Raw genomic sequence first — 18,468 nt, forward strand, 5'->3', positions numbered from 1 at the left:
TGATAGGCTTTTTATTAATTATTTTCTTTTACATAATTTAATCTTCCGCCAGAATATATAACTTCTATTTCTTTTAAAGTTAAATCAACTTTAGCTTTAAATTCGTTTCCTTTAGTTATATTTTTAAATGTTATTTCGCCCTTTTCTAATTCATCCTTAATATTATAAGCTCTAATATCATCTAATAAATCTATAGATTCATAAACCGTTTCATCTTCAAATTCTACAGGTATTATCCCGTTATTTATTAAGTTAGCTTTATGAATCCTTGCAAATGATTTTGCAACTACAGCTTTTACTCCTAAATATAATGGTGCAAGGGCCGCATGTTCTCTACTTGAGCCTTGTCCATAATTTGATCCTGCAACTATTATTCCGCCGCCATTTTCTTTAGCTCTTTTCGGGAATTCTGTATCAACTGTATTAAAGCAAAACTCTGATAAATACGGAATATTTGATCTAAACGGTAGAAGCTTAGAATTTGAAGGCATTATATGGTCTGTTGTTATATTATCTTCAACCTTAATTAAAACTTTACCGCTTAAATCTTTTTCTAATTCTTTATTTACTGGGAATGGTTTTATATTTGGTCCCCTCTTAACTTCAACTTCTCTATTATTTGCGGCTGGCTTTATAATCATAGAATCGTCTACTAAAAACTTCTCTGGAATTTCAAAATCTAAAGAAACTGCAAGTTCTCTAGGATCTGTTAAAAATCCAGTAATAGCTGAAACTGCTGCAGTTTCAGGACTAACTAAAAATATCTTTGCTGAAAGAGTCCCACTTCTTCCATAGAAATTCCTATTAAAGGTTCTTAGAGATATTCCATCTGTACCTGGCGCTTGTCCCATCCCTATACAAGGACCACAAGAGTTTTCTAAAATCCTAGCACCAGAACTAATTATATCTCCTAATGCTCCATTTCTAGAAAGCATCTCCATAACTTGTCTAGAACCAGGTGCTATTACAAGACTTACGTCATCTTGAATCTTCTTTCCTTTTAATATCTTACTTACTTTCATTAAATCTTCATAAGAAGAATTTGTGCAGCTTCCTATAGCTACTTGATCTACTTTAATTTTCCCTATTTTAGAAACTTCTAAAACATTATCAGGAGAATGTGGCATAGCTGCTAGAGGTTCTAGTTTTTCTAAATCTATCTCTACTACCTCATCATAAAAAGCATCACTATCTGGCTTTAAAAATCTAAATTCAGCTTCTCTTTCTTGCGCTTTAAAAAACTCTAAAGTTCTTTCATCACTTGGGAAAATAGAAGTTGTTGCACCAAGTTCAGCTCCCATATTTGTAATAGTTGCTCTCTCTGGAACTGACAAACTTAAAACTCCAGGTCCTCCATACTCAAAAACCTTTCCTACTCCACCTTTCACAGTAAACTTTCTTAAGACTTCTAAAATTATATCTTTTGCAGAAACCATCCTTTTTAATTTGCCTTTTAGTTCTATCTTACAAACTTTAGGCATGTTTATATTATATGCTCCTCCTGCCATAGAAAGAGCTACATCTAGCCCCCCAGCTCCCATAGCTAACATTCCTACTCCTCCTGCTGTGGGAGTGTGACTGTCTGACCCTATTAAAGTTTCTCCTGGAGTTGAAAATCTTTCTAAAAAGACTTGGTGACAAATACCGTTACCCGGTTTTGAAAAATATACTCCATGCTTAGAAGCTACTGTTTGAATGAATTTGTGATCATCTGCATTTTCAAAACCTTGTTGAAGCATATTGTGATCTATAAATGCTATAGACCTTTTAGTTTTAACTTTATCTATCCCCATGGCTTCTAATTGAAGGTATGCCATAGTTCCTGTTGAATCTTGAGTAAGAGTTTGATCTATCTTAATACTTATAGGTTCAGAAGTTTTAAGTTCTCCTGAAACTAAATGATTTTTTATTATTTTATATACTAAATTATCTCCCAAAGTTAAGCCCCCTTATTTTATGCTATTTAGCTTCTTTATTAATTATGTTTTCGTATTCTCTATATATTTGAACTAATTCTTTATCAAATAATTGTCTTTTAAGTCTTACTGATGTAGACCTTACTAGTTTTAATATATCTGTTGCCTCATAATCTTCTAAGCTTATATCATATTCATTAAACTTATTTATTATAGCTGCTTTTCCTGAATGCTTACCTATAATTATTTGTCTTTCGAGCCCTACATCTGAAGGGTCAAAAGCTTCGTAATTTTTAGGATTCTTAAGCGCCCCATCTGCATGAATCCCTGATTCGTGAGCAAACATATTATCACCTACTATAGCCTTCCACTTAGGAAGAGCTCTTCCCGATGCTCTTGATACATACTCAGATACCTCACGAAACATCTTAGTATCTACATCAACTTCGTATTTAAGCACATGCTTAAATGACATAATAACCTCTTCTAAAGCAGCATTTCCAGCTCTTTCACCTAAGCCATTAACTGTAACCCCAACATGAGTAGCACCTGCTCTTATACCTGCTAAGGCATTAGCTGTTGCCATACCAAAATCATTGTGAGTATGCATCTCTATATCAAAGCCTGTATTCTCTACTAAATACTTTATGTCTTGATAGATGCTAAATGGATCCTTTATTCCTACAGTATCGCAGTATCTAAACCTATCTGCTCCAGCCTTTTTAGCCTCTTCTATAAACTGCACTAAAAATTTTACATCAGCCCTTGATGCATCTTCCCCATTTACCGATACATAAAGACCATTATCTTTAGCGAATCTAACTGCTTTAACCATATTGTTTATAACCCATTCTCTTGATGTCTTAAGTTTATGCTTGATATGGATGTCTGAAACTGATATAGATATAGCAACAGCATCCACTCCACAATCAATAGATTCTTTTATATCTGATATAACTGCTCTATTCCAAGCCATTATGCTACAGTTAAGATTCCTTTTTACTATTTGTTTTATAGCTTCCTTTTCATCCCCACCCATAGTAGGAATCCCGACTTCAAGTTGGTCTACCCCAACTTCACATAGCATCTCTGCTATTGCTATTTTTTCTGCATTTGCAAATACTACTCCAGCTGTTTGTTCACCATCTCTTAGGGTGGTATCTACAATAAAAATTTGCTTACCATCATCTAACTTTTTAATAGTCATATTTAAGCCCCCTTTTAATATCTATAAAAATAAAATTTCCCCATTTTAGATATTTTTACCATTTAATTTTAACATAAAATACTTTTATCAACAACGATAATTGCAAGTTTTTAATTTAAAGTTTCATTTATTAAATAATAATACTATATTTCAATTAATTTTAGACATTATTTTGCAAGTTTTTTATAAAATAATTCATTTACGCCCCAAAGCAAAAAAAATCGCAAACACATTTTTAAAATTGTGTTTGCGATTTATAATTATTTTAACATTCTTGATAGTGATTCATGTTTGTTCCTGTGTGAGTTATTCTATCTTGTCTTTCATGATATTTACCTGGTCCAAATCTTTCATCAAGACTTAAGTATCCAGTAACTCTTGATACACCTTGGATATCTGTGCTTCCACAGCTTGTGCATCTAGATTCATGGTTTTGAAGATAAGTTCCACAGTTTTTACAATATCTTATATGGAAGTTTACACCTAAATAACTTATATTAGTGTTTCTATATGCAAAGTTTATTATATTCATAATATCTTCGCCAGTTGGTGAATCATCTACTTCTAAGTAACTTATGTGACCTCCATTACAAAGGTTATGGTATGGCGCTTCTATTTCAACTTTTTTCTTAATTGAAATAGGACATCCTACTGGTACGTGGAAACTGTTTGTGTAGTATTCTTTATCAGTTACACCTTTAATTTCTCCATATAATTTTTGGTCTTGCTTTATAAACTTGCCTGATAAGCCTTCAGCTGGAGTTGCATATGCGCTCCAATTAAGCTTAGTTTCTTTTGTTAACATATCACAGTAATCTCTTAAATGAGTTACTATTTTAACACCAAGTTCTCTAGCTTCTTCGCTTTCCCCGTGATGTGCACCTACTAAAGCTACTAAAGTTTCGCTAAGTCCTATAAATCCAATTCCCCAAGTTCCTTGTTTTAGGATTGGTTCGATTGAATCATCTGGTGATAATCCTTCTGCACCCTTCATTAAGTGTTGACCCGCTACAAAAGGTAAATCTTTTACTCTTAGGTTCTTTAATACACCATATCTATGCTCTAATGAACGTCTTGCTAGGTTTAATCTTTCGTCGAATAATTCGAAGAATTTATTTATATCTCCTTTTGCTTGTATACCTATTCTAGGTAGGTTTATAGTTGTTGGAGCTATATTTCCTCTTCCCTTACATCCAGGTTCTCCATTTACGTTGCTCATAAGGTATGTTCTACATCCCATAGTTGCAGGCATGTGTCCTATTTCATACCACTTTTTATTAAAGTCTGCATCTATATTCATAAATGTAGGATTCATTCTCTTAGCTGCAACTCTGCATGCTAACTCATAAAGATAGTAGTATGGATCATTTTCTTCTCTATTAACACCATCTTTAACTCTAAAAATTATGTTTGGGAATATAGGTTGTTCACCTCTTCCTAAACCTTTTTCATACTCTAATAAGAATATTTCACATACTAGTTCAGCATCTTTAGTAGTTGGAATACCTAAGTTTATTGAACTAAATGGAACTTGAGATCCTGCTCTTGAATGCATTGTATTTAAGTTATAAACTACACCTTGCATTGCTTGATGGATTCTCTTTCTTAATTTCTTTTCAGTTAATTCTTTTAATTTTTCGCCTTCTATTCCAAGTTCTTCAAGCTCTTCTTTTATCTCTTGTCTTGTTGGCTCTACGAAAACTGCCATGTCATTATCAAAATCTGGGTGAGATTGTCCCCCAAACATATCATTTTGAGTTGATTGTAATAATATACATGATAACTCTGCTGCAGTTTCTATTCTTCTTGGCGAATTTATTGTTCCGTATCCTGTATTAAATCCTTTTTCTAATAATTCTTTTGTTGGAATGTGTAGACAGTTAGTTGTTAGGTTGTAACTATCTAAATCATGATAGTATACATCTCCTATTTCGTGCCCTCTTGATAATCCTTTTGGCATAGTTGCTAAATTATGCCATTTATTTGATTCTGATGCTATTCTTAAAAGCTTTGAACTAAAGTTATTACCAACATTGGCGTTATCTCTATCCGTTTCTACACCAATTTTGCTAATAGCTTTCATAAGGTCAGATTTTATTTCTCTAACTTTAGTTCTTTCTATTCTATAACTTCTATAAGCAGAAGCTACATTTGATAAATCTGTATTGTTTAAAGCTCTCTCGACTAGATTTTGAACTTCCTCTACCGTGATTTTTCTTACATAACTATTATCACAGTTATCGTCCTTCTCTATATAATTAATAACCTTTTGAACCATGTCTAAAATTTGACTAGTTTTAAGGGTTACTCCTATTTCTTTAGCCGCTCCTTTAATAGCGCCAGATATCTTTTCGGCATTGAATTCAACTTCCCTACCATCCCTTTTCACAACATATAGCATACAAATGACCCCCATTACACAATATATAGTACCGATTTCGTACTTTACTATTATACTTCAAAAGAAATTCTTGTGCAATTAAAAACTATTTTAATTAATTGATATAATTTAAATTACATCGAATTATCTCTTTTTTTTGATAGTTTTTATGCTTTTTCTGAGACTTGACAAATTACTTTTTAAGTAATTATTGGTTATCTTTTCCTTATTGTGGATAATATATATATTAACATATAAATATTAGGAGGTACAAAATGAAGAAAAAAAATATTTTATTAACTGTAATTGTTTCAGCATTATCTCTTTCACTTATTTCTTGCAATTTATTTAACAAATCAAAAGAAGATGATACTACTACTAATGCATCAGCTACTGCTTTTAATTACCAATATACTGGAATAAAAACTCAAGCAGATCCAAGTTCAAAAACTCCTTTTATGGCAATAGTTGAAAATTCTAAAAGTGCTAGACCTCAAAGCGGTCTCTCTTACGCAGATATAGTATACGAAACTTCAGCCGAAGGCGGAATTCCAAGATTTATCTGTGTTTTCCATTCAAAATATCCTGAAAAGATTGGACCTATAAGAAGTGCTAGACCTTACTTTGTTACTTTAGCAAATGAATTTTCACTTCCTTTTGCTCACTGTGGAGGCTCTAAAGAGGCTTTAAGTAAAATATCTAATGATTCAGCTACAATGAGTATAAATGAAATGTATAACTCAAAATACTTCTATAGAGATAATAGTAGAGTCGCACCTCACAACCTTTATACTAGTAGCGAAAAAATATTAGAAGCACTTAAAGATAAAAGTTTTAATCCAGCGCCTAAAGATTTTTTAAATTATGATGATTCTTCTTTTAATGATGATAATTTAAAAGCTTCTAACACTATAGATATAAAATGCAATAATTTATACAGTACATCATATAAGTTCAAAGACGGAAGATATGAAAAATATATGGATGGAACTCTATCTTATGATGCATTAACTAAAAAACCTTTAGCTTTTGATAATGTAATTGTTCAAAAAACAAATATAACACTTCAAAATGATGGCAGTCATTTAGATGTAGATCTTATCTCAACCGGAACAGGCTATGTTTTTTCTAAAGGAAAAGTAAAAGAAATAAAATGGGAAAAAGATGCTGAGTACGGTCAAACTAAACTTTTAGATTTAGAAGGAAAAGAAATCTCAATTCCTTCTGGAACTACTATTTGGAATATAATTGACAACAATGCACCTATTAACTTTTAAAGTTATAACTATTAATTAAAAAATGGCTTTATTTTTGTAAACTTTCAAAAATAAAGCCATTTTTTTAATTCCATTTTTTACAAATAGGATTGTAAAACTATATCAATAGTGATATAGTTAACATTATCAATAGTGATATAGTTTTTTATATAAGGAGGAGATTGCTTTATGCAAAAAATAGCATTACTTACAGACAGTGCATGCGACTTAACTTTTGAACAATTAAAAGAAAATAACATAAAACTTGCACCATTAAAAATAATTTATAATAGTGGTGAATACGAAGATATAATCGAGATAAGTGCAGATGATGTTTACGAAAAAATAGAACTAGAAGTTCCTAAAACATCTCTACCTAGTAACGAAACAATAGATAAAATATTAAATAAAATAGAAGAAGAAGGCTATACTCACGTATTAGCTATAAATATCTCTTCTAAACTATCAGGTACTTCTAATTCAATAAGACTTTTATTAGAAGATCACCCAAACCTTACATCATACGTTTATGATTGTAAAACTTTAAGTATCGCAGAAGGTGCAATAGTTTTAGATGCAGCTAAACTTATAAAAGCCGGAAAATCATTTGAAGAGATAATAGAAGCTCTTCCTGAAATAAGAAATAGAACTGAAGGTTACTTTACTTTAAATACTCTTGAATACCTAAAAAAAGGTGGAAGAATAGGTAAAGTTTCTGGAACTATAGGAGAACTACTTAACTTAAAACCTATAATCCACGTTGGCGATGATGGAGTATACGAAACTTACGCTAAAGTTCGTGGAAGAAAACAATCTATTTCAAGACTACAAAAAATAGTAGAAGAAGCAGCTTCAAAAGGCCAATGTAAAGTTTGGGTCTTAAACGGTGGTGCTAAAGAAGATGGTGCTAAATTCTATCAAACTATAAAAGGCTTAGATTTAAAAAATATCATAGAACTTAATGAAGCAACGATAGGACCTGCTTTAGGAGTTCATACAGGACCTGGTTTAATTGGAGTTATAATTCAAGAGGTATAGTTTAATATTATGGATGACTTAACTCTCTTAAGTGAAAAAGAGATAAGAGCAGAAGAAAAAAGGCTATATGAAGAATACAAAAAGAACTTACTAACACTTAAAAAAAAGCAAAATACAAACTCCAAACCATCAGGTCAAGTATTTACTAAAGGTTTATTGCCTATTTATGTGCTTCATATTTTAAGCTTAGGCCCAATTAGCGGTAACGAGATATCAAACATCATCTCTGATAAAACTAAAGGCAAATGGCATCCTAGCACCGGAGGAATATATCCTCTCTTAAAAAAATTAGAAACTGCAAATCTTGTAGTTGGAGAATGGGATGACCCTGAAAAAAAGTTTAGAAAAACATATTCTCTAACTCCTAGTGGTTTTGATGAATATGAAAGAAGTAAAATATTATTAAAGCCTAAAATAGAAGAAGCATTAGAAGTGTTTAAAATAATATATAAGGATATTTATTAATCCATCTGCATATAAAACCTCTATTTTGTAAAAAATAATTTGCAAAAGGAGGTTTTTTTATGAGAGGAAAAATTTTAGATACTACTGATTTAGAAGCTTTTGTAGCTTTAGATGATAATAGAATTATTTCTATTCCTATATATAAAGTTAGCACGAGTAGCATAGGTGATTTTGTATTTTTATCAGAATCAGAAGTTTTAAATTCTGGAAGTTTTAGAACTACTGACTACATAAGTCCTATAATGAGATTCTTTTAAAATAAAAGGTGAGTTCTAATATCTTAGAACTCACCTTTTATTTTTTATTCTACAGTTATTGCATTTACTGGACAGTTTCCTTCTGCTTCTTTTGCACTATTTTCTTCGTTTGATGGAACCTCATCTACTATAGAGTGTGATTTACCTTCATCGTTTAACTCGAAAACTGCTGGGCAGATAGAAGTACATAGTCCACAACCTATACATGTATCTTGATCTACATTTGCTTTCATATTATTCTCATCTCCTCTTAAGTTTTATTTATTAATATAAACCCTCAAATATTAAAGAATAAAGAGGGTTATTTAATACATAACTTTCAGCTTCACCTTTTTCTAAAGCTTCTGTAAGTCCTAGGTTCATAGGTAATTCTCCAATTAGAGGAACTCCTAAATATTCAGCGTGTTCTTCAGCTGATTTGTTGCTAAATAGCTTTATTTTTTTGCCGCAATCATTACATTCAATGTATGACATGTTTTCTACAACGCCCCTTATTTTAACACCTATCTTTTCACCCATAGTTATAACTTTTTTAACTATCATTGAAACCATATCTTGTGGTGTAGATACTATAACAAGTTCATCTACTCCAAACTCTTGCATTACTGTAAGAGCAATATCTCCTGTTCCTGGGGGCATATCTATTAATAGATAATCTAGTTCTCCCCACTCTGTATCATAAAACATTTGGTTTAGTACTCCTGTTATTACAGGACCTCTCCAAATAACTGGATCTTCTTCAACTTTAGTTAAAAGGTTCATAGATATAACCTTTATACCACTTTCAGTTTCTACTGGTATAAATTTTACCTCTTTATCGTTAACAGGTAAAATACTAGCTCTCTCTTTATTTATTCCATAAAATCTAGGCATAGATGGACCTGTTATATCAGCATCTAAAACACCAACTTTATATCCTCTTTTTGTAAGCATAGTTCCAAGTATCCCTGTTACAGTTGATTTACCAACTCCACCTTTACCACTAATTACTCCTATTATATTCTTTATCTTACCATATTTCGGAGTCTTTTTTGATGGACATATACCTATTCCTTTTGAAGCGCAGCTATCTTTGCTTGCACAACTTGAACAATCACTCATCTTTTGCTTCCTCCTTAATTTTACCAACCTTCTGGCTTTTCATTCACATCTCCAACTTTTATATCCCAGTTTTTAAATTCATATTTACCTAAAACATAATACTTTTCGTATATGTTTTTCTTTTTATCATCAACTGTTATTATAGTTTTGAATGTATCACTATTATAACCTCTGTTTTGAACACTTATAATAGCATCATAGTCACTTTTATTAGATTTACTATTTAGCACCTCTGCACTTGGCACTACTTTTTGAAGTTGTTTTTGGAAATCTCCAAGATCTACTGAGAATAGATATTTTACGCAATCTATATCGCCTAATATATCTACTCCTATTTTTTGACCATCAAGCTGTCCTTTTACTCCTTCTACAACTTTTAATATGCTTCCATAATAAATGTTATAGAAATCTCTAGGTTTCTTTATAAATGATAAGTTATTTAATATAGTTTGGTCTAAATCTTTAGGAACTCTATAAGCTTTATCTTTATCATAAAAGTTACCCTTACCAGACTCAGGGTCTCCAACTACGTAATCATACTTTCTAACTGTATCTCCAGTTTGTATCTCGAATACATAATCCGGTTCTAAAGTACTCTTTTCAGTTTCAGGGTTACCGTCTGATAATATTTTATAGATATCTTCTATAACTTTAGGGTCTGTAACTATAAATCTAAAACCTATATCTCTAGTATTTTGTATTACTATTTGATTTACTTTGTTGTTTTTCATAAACTCAAAGTCATTATTCTTAAATCCCATTTTAACAAGAGCATCATTAACAGGTGCGCATCCTATAAGTCCGAAACTAAGAATAACCATCAAAAAGGCAATTATAACTTTTGATTTTTTCATAGATTATTTTCTCTCCTTTTTTATCTTATCTTTGTTATAGATACAAATACCTATTACTAAAGTAAATATAGCTATAAATTGTGATGTTGATAACATCATAACATTCCCTCTAGGGTCATTTCTTAAGAATTCAATAAGAAATCGCCCTATGCTATATATTATTACGTACATAGCTACTACTTTTCCTTTTACCTTTGTCTTTTTTGCATACCAAAGTAAAAAGAAACCTAATAAGAAATCAAAGATAGAACTATAGATTTGAGTTGGTATAAGACTGATTCCAGCTGGTGCTAATGAATCGCTTGGAAAAATAACTCCAAAATGTGAAGTTGTCTCTCTTCCGTAACAGCAACCCGCTAAAAAGCATCCTATCCTACCAAATCCTTGTGCTATTGCAACTCCAGGAACTACAGAATCTAAAATATCTAAAGTATCCCATTTATTTTTCTTAGAGTATACATAGACACCTATTACACCTAATATTATTGCCCCATATATAACAAAACCATTCCCAAAATCAAGCAATATTTCAGGATCATTCATTATATTTTTAAACTCAACAATTATAAATAGCAGTTTTCCGCCTAAGATTCCAGATATAACTGCTGTAATAAGTAGATTAAATAACTTATCTTCGTTATAACCTTTTTTAGTTGCACTTTTTAAAAATAAATATCCTGCAACTAGAATTCCTATAGCTATCATAAGTCCATAGCTATAGACTTTAAAACTTCCAATTTGAAATAAAACTAGCTTCATGTCTCCTCCAAAAACCCCTTTATATGTAATTAGGAGAAGCATAACATGCTTCTCCTAATTATCTATAATTATAATACTTTAAGATATTTATGGCAATATTTCTAGACTTTACTTAGAAGGTACTACAACCTTTGAAGTCTTATAATCGTAAAACATTAACCAATATCCCTGTTCTTCGTTATCTTTACACTTAGCCCAAGTTACGAAACCTGATTTACCAACATACGGTTGGTCAAATTTATCTTTCTTTCCTGGTATTGCGTAAACTAAATATTTTAAATTACCTTTTTTATCACATTTATAACCCATCATAAAATGTCCATGCTTGATTATATAAGGATAATAGTTAAGCATAGGATAATAGACCACTGTGTATTTATCAGCATCTTTTGCATTACACATATCTTCTATATCTTTTACAGGAATCTTATACCATTTAGAATAAGATATTTCTTTAAAGCACCCTTTAACTTCTGAGAACCCCTTAGCTATACCTTCAAAATAATCTCCAGTTCCGCCTTTTACTCTAAAATCATTAGGGTCTACAGTTTCTTCTTCAATACTTCTTTCGTAATCTTCAAATTCTTTAGATAAATTATCTCTATCCTTGCAGCCGCATCCATCTTCTTTTTTCTTAGTTTCTTTTTTAGTTTCTTTTAAATACTCTTTAGGTTTTGAATTTACATTCTTATCATCACATTTTATTAATTCTGAACTCTTCCATCCTTCTTGAGGTTTTTCCCCATTCATAAAACCATAAAGCATAAATTCTGCTTTACTAGAACCTTTTTTGCAGATACCCGCACCAGATATTTTTTCGTATCCGAATTCTAATCCAGCTATATTATCTACATAGTATTCTTTAAAGGCTTCACCTTTTCCAGAATCGCTAACTTTTATAGGCCCCATATCTACTATTTTTTTCATATCTTTTTTATTACAAATAAGTACTATGGAATATTCATCATCTTTTTTTAAGTTTTGAGCATAGAATGTAACTTTACACTTATCTCCTTTAGCTTCTATCTTTGCATATCCTGATAGAACTTTTCCATTAGGTGATTGTAATTTTTCATCTTCTTGTAGTATTATAAAATTTCTATATAATTTGTTATGTGCCAAGTCCCTAATACCTCCACATATATTTATTCAATACAGTATATGCTTAAAGGTATTATTTATGATAACAAATTTTTTATTTTAATTTATATATCTCGTTTGTTAGGGCTCCAAACTCTTCTAAACTAAGTGTTTCTCCCCTTCTCTTTGGATCTATATTTGCATTTTCAAAAGCAAGTGCTAAATCTTCTTTTGAAAGTCCTATGTTTTTAAGACCGTTCCATAAAGTTTTTCTTCTCATATTAAATGATGATCTTATTACATCAAATAATAATTTTTCATCTAAAACTTTAACTCTAGGCTCTTCTAACCTATCTAATCTTATAACTATAGAATCTACCTTTGGTCTAGGCATAAAGCAATTAGGGCCTACTTTTCTAACTATATGCGTATCACAATAATATTGTACTAATAATGATATTGAACCGTAATCTTTAGTTCCAGGTTCTGCATTCATTCTGTCTGCAACTTCTTTTTGAATCATTACAGTCATATTTTTAAATTTTACTCCGCTTTTAAAAAGGTTAGCCATTATTGGAGTTGTTACGTAATATGGAAGATTTGCAACAAGCTTAACACTCTTTTCTTCCCCTATTATTTCATTAAAGTCTACCTTAAGGGCATCTTTATTTATAATAGTTAACTTTTCGTTATCACCTAATTCTTCTTCTAGTATAGGAATTAATGTTCTATCGATTTCTATAACTGTAACTTTTTTAGCTCTTTGAAGAAGTTGCGCTGTTAAAGTACCTACCCCTGGTCCTATCTCTATTACTAAATCTTCTTCATTTACGTCTGCACCTTCAGCTATATCTCTTGGAACTGCATTATCTATTAAGAAGTTTTGTCCTAATGTTTTAGTAAATCTAAATCCATACTTGTGAACAAGCTCTAACGTGTTGTAATTATATATATCCATACTCTTACTCTCCTAATATACTTTCTACTTTTTTCATAGCTTCAACAAACTCATCTTTATTTATTCCGTAGTTATTTAATCTAGATACCATTTGTTTTGCATTGCCGTATCCTATACCTAATTCTTTACCTAGTTTAAGTCTTCTTTCTCTAGCTTTACTATCAGCTGTTAGCTTGAAGAAGAACATATCCTCCATAGAATACTCTTCATTTTTTTCTTCTAATGTAACTTTAGCTTCATTTAAGGCTCTTAAAATTACTTCTGGAGTTGCATTTTCAACACCTATATCATCACCCTTTATTCCGTCCTCTTGAGCGATATATGCATGCTTTATTCCTTTTACCCTTTTTGAGATTATACTTCTTATTTTTTCTCCTGCAAAATCAGGGTCAGTTAAAACTATAACTCCCTTTCTTTTTTGAGCTTCTTTAATTCTATCTATAACTCTTTTATTTATTCCAAAACCACCAGTTGCTATAATTTCTGCATCTACTGCCTTTTTTACAGCATCTATATCGTCTCTTCCTTCTACTACAATAACTTCTTTAATCACGTTATACATCCTTTCGTGTAAGTTAAATATGTATCTATCTAGCTTATCTATTTATTCTTTATAAAACTTATATAAATAATTTACCTATATATATTGGTTATGTCAAATTAGTAAAGAAAACGAAAAAGCTTCATGACTTTTAAGCCATGAAGCTTTTTTATAAAATTGTTATCTTTTTGTAATTTACCATTCACCTGGGTATGATATGATGTAAACATCAACACCGTATTTTCTACCCCAAGATGAACATGCTGCGCTTGATGATAAAAAGACATCTATGATGTTACCTTTTATTACTCCACCAGTGTCTGCAGCTTTAGCATATCCGTAGCCTTCTACGTAAACTAAACTTCCTAGAGGTATTACACTTGGGTCTACCGCTATTGTGCTGATTCCACCTGGATTATAAACAGGTACGCTTCCAGTTGCAGTAATTCCATCACCGCTATATGCAGTTGATTCCATTACTAAATGCTTCTTAAATTCAACATTACTACCTCTGTTTGGTATATAAACAGATGGCGCTTTAGTTCCATGTGATACTAGAGCATTAACTGGTTTTGCAACTACCTTTGAGCTAACTTCTTTTTTAGATGCTACTTTTCCATCTTTATATACTAACTCATATGTCACTTCTTTTTGTCCGTTTTTACCCTCTGTCTTAGTTTCGGTTTTTCCTCTCTCAAGCCCTGAATCTTTTTTCGTTACTGTTTCAAACGGTATTGATTGTTTCTCTTTAAGATTCTTTACCTCTACATCTACAACTTTTATATCCATATCTTTAGCTACAGGCTCGTCTACTTTTGGACTAACCTCGTCTAATTCTTTGTTGTAGTCAACTCCATTTTGTTTAAGAGTTTCAGATTCTGCTAAAAGTGCATCTCCTACAGTCTCTTCTGCCGATAGTAATTTTACCTTCTTACCTGCAAATTCAACGCTTATTGGTACAGCTCTTTTAACTGCAATTAACTGATTTTCTTTTACTCCGGCTTCTAGAGAAGGTTGCACCTTATCTTTCTCAGACAATTGAATGCCTTTGTCTTGCAACGCTTCCTTAACAGTCCCTTTATAAGTAACAAATGCTTCTTCTTTTCCGTCTATACTAACCGTTACAGTCTTCCTCATTGATGTTATCGCTAGTGCAACTACTATTACGCATGCAATAGCAATTACAGAATATTTAGCCTTAGGACTATTAGAAAAATTCTTTTCGTAAAACGCTTTTAATTTTTCTACCATTTTTTTACCTCCTTTGGCAAGAACGTATTTTGAATTATATAGAACATCTGACATTTTGTCAAATTTGACTGCTCTTGCTTATTAAAACTGCAATTTTCTTAATGCAACACTGTGCATAATTTTCAATCTGATTTTTATTGAAAATACAACTATTCCAGTTCTTTTTTTAGAGTCTCCTTAACAAATAAAAACTTATTTTAATCACTTCCCTATAGCCGTTTACATATTCTGTTTTACTTTACAATCAATACCATTTTATTTTACTTTATATTTCTATTCCCATCAAGTCAGAAAAATTCTTGTTTACTATAATATTTAATTCTTTTGGCTCTATTTCTCTTATTTGCGCGATCTTTTCAATTATTGATTTTATATAGTGAGACATATTCCTTTTCCCTCTATTTGGAACTGGTGCCATATATGGTGCATCTGTTTCAACAAGAATTCTGTCTATTGGTATTTCTTTTGCAACTTCTAATATTTTCTTTGCATTTTTAAAAGTAACTACTCCAGTAAATCCAATATAGTATCCTTCTTTAATACATTCTTTTGCGAATTCTACACTTCCTGAAAAACAATGTACAACCCCCTTAACTTCTGGGAATTCTTTAATTATATCTAAAGTATCTTTGTGTGCATCTCTATCGTGAATTACAACTGGTAAATTTAATTCTTTTGCTAAGTTCATCATAGCTCTAAAAGTATCTTTTTGAATTTCCCTATCTGGATTTTCTTCCCAGTAATAATCTAAGCCAATTTCTCCAACTGCTAATATTTTTTTGTTATTTTGTATTTTATTTTTTATTTCTTTTAATCTTTCTTCTGAAAGTTCATCTGCATTTTCAGGATGAATTCCAAGTGCCCCAAAAATGAAGGCTTCTTCTTTTGTTAATTCATCTACAGCCTTAATACTTTCGTATGATGAAGCACAATCAAGGATTCCTATTACATCATTTTCCTGTAATTCCTTAAAAACTTCTTTTCTATCTAAATCATAATCTTCTGAGTCATAATGAGCGTGTGTATCGAAAATTCTATATTTAAAATCCATATCAATTTCTCCAATCCTTTTATTTATTCTTTAATTATTATAATACATTTTATATAATACATACAAAGACAGATAATTTTATAAATAGAAAGGATGTGATTTCTTTTGACAAATGAAGCTATAGTTAAAGTACTTAAATCTACATTCTTATTCAATTCTCTTGATGAAGCTGAAATTATAAAACTACTTAAAAATAACACCTTCAAAATTTCAAACTATGATAAAGATGAAGTAATATTTTTATGTGATACCCCTTGCAATGAATTAAACATAATATTAGATGGGAAAATAAATCTAGAACAAAATGATGCATCAGGAAATACATTAACTCTTGCAAGTTTACATTCTTCAAATATGTTTGGTGAAAATTTGCTATTTGGAGCTAATAATATCTACCCTGTTGATGTTATTAGTAAATCTAAATCTACTATTATAAGTGTAAAAAAATCAGACGTTTCAAACTTGCTAAAAGTGAACTTTGATTTTACCCTTTCTTTTTTAGGTTTACTATCTAATAAAGCACAGCTTTTAAATAAAAAAATTAGGCAGGTTTCTTTGCAATCTTTAAGAGAAATGATTATAGAATTTTTACTTTTAGAAAAAGAAAAACAATCTTCAAATACCATAAGATTAAATATGACAAAACAGGCACTTGCAGATAGCTTAGGAGTGCAAAGACCATCTTTATCTAGAGAGCTTATAAAGATGAAAAATGAAGGTTTAATTGATTTTGATAGGAAACAAATTAAAATTTTAAAACTAGATGCATATTAATTTTAATTTTATCTTATTTGACACATAACTGACATATAAGGGGTATATTATAATACTTGTAAAGTAGTTAAAGCATTATTATTTACCCCTTATAACCATCTTAATTGATTGGTTTCCTAGAATATCTCGTCCCCCTATTGCAGATATTCTAGGTTTTTTTTTATTTTCTTTTTTCTTTTAATCTTGAAAATTCATAAGAAGCATTATTCCTGTCTATAGGTCTAAATAATGGCCTATAATCTAATATTTCTTTTATTTCTACACTATTTATAATATTCCAAACACTTTCTTTTATTTTAAATGTATCCTTTATCTTTTTGGCTGTATCTGGCAAGAAGACTTCTAATATATTCGCTATATTTATTAATTCATCTATAGATTTAGCTCTACTCTTATTTTTCTCTTTAATATAGGAGAATAATTCTTTTAAAGAAGCTCTAAAAGCGCCTTCCTCTATCTTTTCTCCAATACTAAAATAAAGGTTTAAAATCTTGTTTTTATCTTCTTTTGATAAAGTTCTTTTATAAGAATCTAAATTTACACATTTTATTGTTTCTTTATATAAATTATCAAGTTCTGAAACTAAATCAAAGTTGTTTAAAGTTATAAAATTTCTCCACTTAAAATCAGTATCTGAATCTTCAGGGCCATTTAAAAGTAAGTAATATCTAATAGAATCAACGTTATACTTAGAAGTTATATAATCTACCCAAACAGCCCAGTTCTTAACCCCTGAAAAAGGCTTACCTTCAAGCTTTAAATGATTGCTAGAAACTATGCTTAAATTAGGATTTTTAATTCCAAGTGCAGCTAAAATACCTGGGAATATAATTGTATGAAAAGGTATATTATCTTTGCCGTGAACTAAGTAGATCTTGCTATCTTCATCATCCCAGTAATCATATAAACTTTCATTTGAATCTTCTAAAACTTTCATAGTTGCAGTTAAGTATCCCATAACAGCCTCAATCCAAACGAAAATCCTCTTATCACTAAATCCATCTATAGGAACTTCAACTCCCCAGTCTATCTCTTTAGTAACAGCTCTATCACGAAGTCCTTCTTCTAAATACCTTTTTGTTATTTCTTCTGCATTTTTTCTAAATCCTTGCCTTTTTATAAATATCCTCTTTATATCATTTTCAAAGTTTGATAGCTTAAAAAATAAATGATTACTTTCTTTATTTGTTTCTCTTTCAAAAGCAACTTTTTCGTATATATATCCTTTATCGTAAAGCTCTTTTATAAATTCCTTTACTTTTTCTTTATGATAATCTGTTTCCGTGCTTGTAAATAAATCAAAAGAAAAGTTTAAGTCTTTAAAACACTTTAAGAATTCTTTGTGATATTTTGTATTAGTTTCTTTTGGACTAAGCCCCTCTTCTAATGCTTTTTCTAAAACTAATCTTCCGTGCGCATCGCTTCCTGATATAAATATTACATTATCACCCATCATTCTATGATATCTAGCTATAACATCTCCAGGTAAAAGTACTGCAATTCTTCCTAAATGAAGTTTGCTGTTAGAGTACGGCCAAGCATTCCCAATTACTATATTCATAAATCCACCACCCCAAAAT

At 30.6% G+C, this 18,468-nt stretch carries 18 protein-coding genes; 5 read left to right on the plus strand and 13 right to left on the minus strand.

Annotated elements, in window-relative coordinates:
- Window positions 1-14: 14 nt before the first annotated feature.
- The 3 genes from INR60_RS12955 to nrdD form a co-directional block, all read right to left on the minus strand.
- Window positions 15-1,937 carry an aconitate hydratase gene (locus INR60_RS12955; protein ID WP_194191929.1) on the minus strand — a complete coding sequence of 641 codons (1,923 nt, stop codon included), beginning with the start codon at window positions 1,935-1,937 and terminating at the stop codon, window positions 15-17.
- A gap of 22 nt (window positions 1,938-1,959) precedes the next feature.
- Window positions 1,960-3,123, minus strand: coding sequence for a homocitrate synthase (nifV, locus tag INR60_RS12960; RefSeq protein WP_194191930.1), 1,164 nt, complete (start codon window positions 3,121-3,123; stop codon window positions 1,960-1,962).
- 265 nt (window positions 3,124-3,388) lie between these two features.
- Window positions 3,389-5,524: an anaerobic ribonucleoside-triphosphate reductase gene (nrdD, locus tag INR60_RS12965; protein ID WP_194191931.1), complete on the minus strand. Its 2,136-nt coding sequence runs from the start codon at window positions 5,522-5,524 to the stop codon at window positions 3,389-3,391.
- Between the two features lie 254 nt (window positions 5,525-5,778).
- Here nrdD and INR60_RS12970 point away from each other — a divergent pair, with 254 nt between their 5' ends.
- The 4 genes from INR60_RS12970 to INR60_RS12985 all read left to right on the plus strand — a co-directional run bounded on the left by INR60_RS12970 (window position 5,779) and on the right by INR60_RS12985 (window position 8,519).
- A complete protein-coding gene (locus INR60_RS12970; protein WP_194191932.1) occupies window positions 5,779-6,780 on the plus strand; it encodes a DUF3048 domain-containing protein in 1,002 nt (333 codons plus the stop codon).
- 168 nt (window positions 6,781-6,948) lie between these two features.
- The gene (locus INR60_RS12975; RefSeq protein ID WP_194191933.1) at window positions 6,949-7,797 is read left to right on the plus strand and encodes a DegV family protein; all 849 of its coding nucleotides are present in this window, start codon (window positions 6,949-6,951) and stop codon (window positions 7,795-7,797) included.
- A gap of 9 nt (window positions 7,798-7,806) precedes the next feature.
- Entirely contained in the window at window positions 7,807-8,262 is a 456-nt protein-coding gene (locus INR60_RS12980) for a PadR family transcriptional regulator (protein ID WP_194191934.1), read from the plus strand.
- Between the two features lie 59 nt (window positions 8,263-8,321).
- Window positions 8,322-8,519 (plus strand): hypothetical protein, encoded by a 198-nt coding sequence (locus INR60_RS12985; protein WP_194191935.1) that lies wholly within the window; start codon window positions 8,322-8,324, stop codon window positions 8,517-8,519.
- A 44-nt stretch (window positions 8,520-8,563) separates the two neighbouring features.
- Here the strand turns inward: INR60_RS12985 and INR60_RS12990 are convergent, their stop codons facing one another.
- The 9 genes from INR60_RS12990 to INR60_RS13030 all read right to left on the minus strand — a co-directional run bounded on the left by INR60_RS12990 (window position 8,564) and on the right by INR60_RS13030 (window position 16,114).
- Entirely contained in the window at window positions 8,564-8,752 is a 189-nt protein-coding gene (locus INR60_RS12990) for a ferredoxin (RefSeq protein WP_194191936.1), read from the minus strand.
- Between the two features lie 31 nt (window positions 8,753-8,783).
- Window positions 8,784-9,620, minus strand: a complete 837-nt coding sequence (locus tag INR60_RS12995; RefSeq protein WP_194191937.1) for an Mrp/NBP35 family ATP-binding protein — start codon at window positions 9,618-9,620, stop codon at window positions 8,784-8,786.
- A 20-nt stretch (window positions 9,621-9,640) separates the two neighbouring features.
- Window positions 9,641-10,474, minus strand: coding sequence for a YhfM domain-containing protein (locus INR60_RS13000; protein ID WP_194191938.1), 834 nt, complete (start codon window positions 10,472-10,474; stop codon window positions 9,641-9,643).
- Window positions 10,475-10,477: 3 nt separating this feature from the next.
- Window positions 10,478-11,233 carry a prolipoprotein diacylglyceryl transferase gene (locus INR60_RS13005; RefSeq protein ID WP_194191939.1) on the minus strand — a complete coding sequence of 252 codons (756 nt, stop codon included), beginning with the start codon at window positions 11,231-11,233 and terminating at the stop codon, window positions 10,478-10,480.
- 108 nt (window positions 11,234-11,341) lie between these two features.
- Window positions 11,342-12,355, minus strand: coding sequence for a DUF7922 domain-containing protein (locus tag INR60_RS13010; RefSeq protein WP_194191940.1), 1,014 nt, complete (start codon window positions 12,353-12,355; stop codon window positions 11,342-11,344).
- Window positions 12,356-12,428: 73 nt separating this feature from the next.
- The gene (gene rsmA / locus INR60_RS13015) at window positions 12,429-13,271 is read right to left on the minus strand and encodes a 16S rRNA (adenine(1518)-N(6)/adenine(1519)-N(6))-dimethyltransferase RsmA (protein WP_194191941.1); all 843 of its coding nucleotides are present in this window, start codon (window positions 13,269-13,271) and stop codon (window positions 12,429-12,431) included.
- A gap of 4 nt (window positions 13,272-13,275) precedes the next feature.
- On the minus strand, window positions 13,276-13,824 hold the full coding sequence (rnmV, locus tag INR60_RS13020; protein WP_194192055.1) for a ribonuclease M5: 549 nt from the start codon (window positions 13,822-13,824) through the stop codon (window positions 13,276-13,278).
- 183 nt (window positions 13,825-14,007) lie between these two features.
- Window positions 14,008-15,063 (minus strand): resuscitation-promoting factor, encoded by a 1,056-nt coding sequence (locus INR60_RS13025; protein WP_194191942.1) that lies wholly within the window; start codon window positions 15,061-15,063, stop codon window positions 14,008-14,010.
- A 265-nt stretch (window positions 15,064-15,328) separates the two neighbouring features.
- On the minus strand, window positions 15,329-16,114 hold the full coding sequence (locus INR60_RS13030; RefSeq protein ID WP_194191943.1) for a TatD family hydrolase: 786 nt from the start codon (window positions 16,112-16,114) through the stop codon (window positions 15,329-15,331).
- Window positions 16,115-16,219: 105 nt separating this feature from the next.
- Here INR60_RS13030 and INR60_RS13035 point away from each other — a divergent pair, with 105 nt between their 5' ends.
- The gene (locus INR60_RS13035) at window positions 16,220-16,888 is read left to right on the plus strand and encodes a Crp/Fnr family transcriptional regulator (RefSeq protein ID WP_194191944.1); all 669 of its coding nucleotides are present in this window, start codon (window positions 16,220-16,222) and stop codon (window positions 16,886-16,888) included.
- Between the two features lie 160 nt (window positions 16,889-17,048).
- Here INR60_RS13035 and INR60_RS13040 read toward each other — a convergent pair whose 3' ends face one another.
- Entirely contained in the window at window positions 17,049-18,449 is a 1,401-nt protein-coding gene (locus INR60_RS13040; protein ID WP_194191945.1) for a methionine--tRNA ligase, read from the minus strand.
- Window positions 18,450-18,468: the final 19 nt, after the last annotated feature.

This window comes from Clostridium chrysemydis (assembly GCF_015234215.1).
GTDB lineage: Bacteria > Bacillota > Clostridia > Clostridiales > Clostridiaceae > Clostridium > Clostridium chrysemydis.

Bases quoted from the DNA above. Each gene is read 5' to 3' on its own strand.
- nifV (WP_194191930.1), bottom strand. From the start codon at position 3,123: ATGACTATTAAAAAGTTAGATGATGGTAAGCAAATTTTTATTGTAGAT.
- nrdD (WP_194191931.1), bottom strand. From the start codon at position 5,524: ATGCTATATGTTGTGAAAAGGGATGGTAGGGAAGTTGAATTCAATGCC.
- INR60_RS12970 (WP_194191932.1), top strand. From the start codon at position 5,779: ATGAAGAAAAAAAATATTTTATTAACTGTAATTGTTTCAGCATTATCT.
- INR60_RS12975 (WP_194191933.1), top strand. From the start codon at position 6,949: ATGCAAAAAATAGCATTACTTACAGACAGTGCATGCGACTTAACTTTT.
- INR60_RS12980 (WP_194191934.1), top strand. From the start codon at position 7,807: ATGGATGACTTAACTCTCTTAAGTGAAAAAGAGATAAGAGCAGAAGAA.
- INR60_RS12985 (WP_194191935.1), top strand. From the start codon at position 8,322: ATGAGAGGAAAAATTTTAGATACTACTGATTTAGAAGCTTTTGTAGCT.
- INR60_RS12990 (WP_194191936.1), bottom strand. From the start codon at position 8,752: ATGAAAGCAAATGTAGATCAAGATACATGTATAGGTTGTGGACTATGT.
- INR60_RS12995 (WP_194191937.1), bottom strand. From the start codon at position 9,620: ATGAGTGATTGTTCAAGTTGTGCAAGCAAAGATAGCTGCGCTTCAAAA.
- INR60_RS13000 (WP_194191938.1), bottom strand. From the start codon at position 10,474: ATGAAAAAATCAAAAGTTATAATTGCCTTTTTGATGGTTATTCTTAGT.
- INR60_RS13005 (WP_194191939.1), bottom strand. From the start codon at position 11,233: ATGAAGCTAGTTTTATTTCAAATTGGAAGTTTTAAAGTCTATAGCTAT.
- rsmA (WP_194191941.1), bottom strand. From the start codon at position 13,271: ATGGATATATATAATTACAACACGTTAGAGCTTGTTCACAAGTATGGA.
- INR60_RS13025 (WP_194191942.1), bottom strand. From the start codon at position 15,063: ATGGTAGAAAAATTAAAAGCGTTTTACGAAAAGAATTTTTCTAATAGT.
- INR60_RS13030 (WP_194191943.1), bottom strand. From the start codon at position 16,114: ATGGATTTTAAATATAGAATTTTCGATACACACGCTCATTATGACTCA.
- INR60_RS13040 (WP_194191945.1), bottom strand. From the start codon at position 18,449: ATGAATATAGTAATTGGGAATGCTTGGCCGTACTCTAACAGCAAACTT.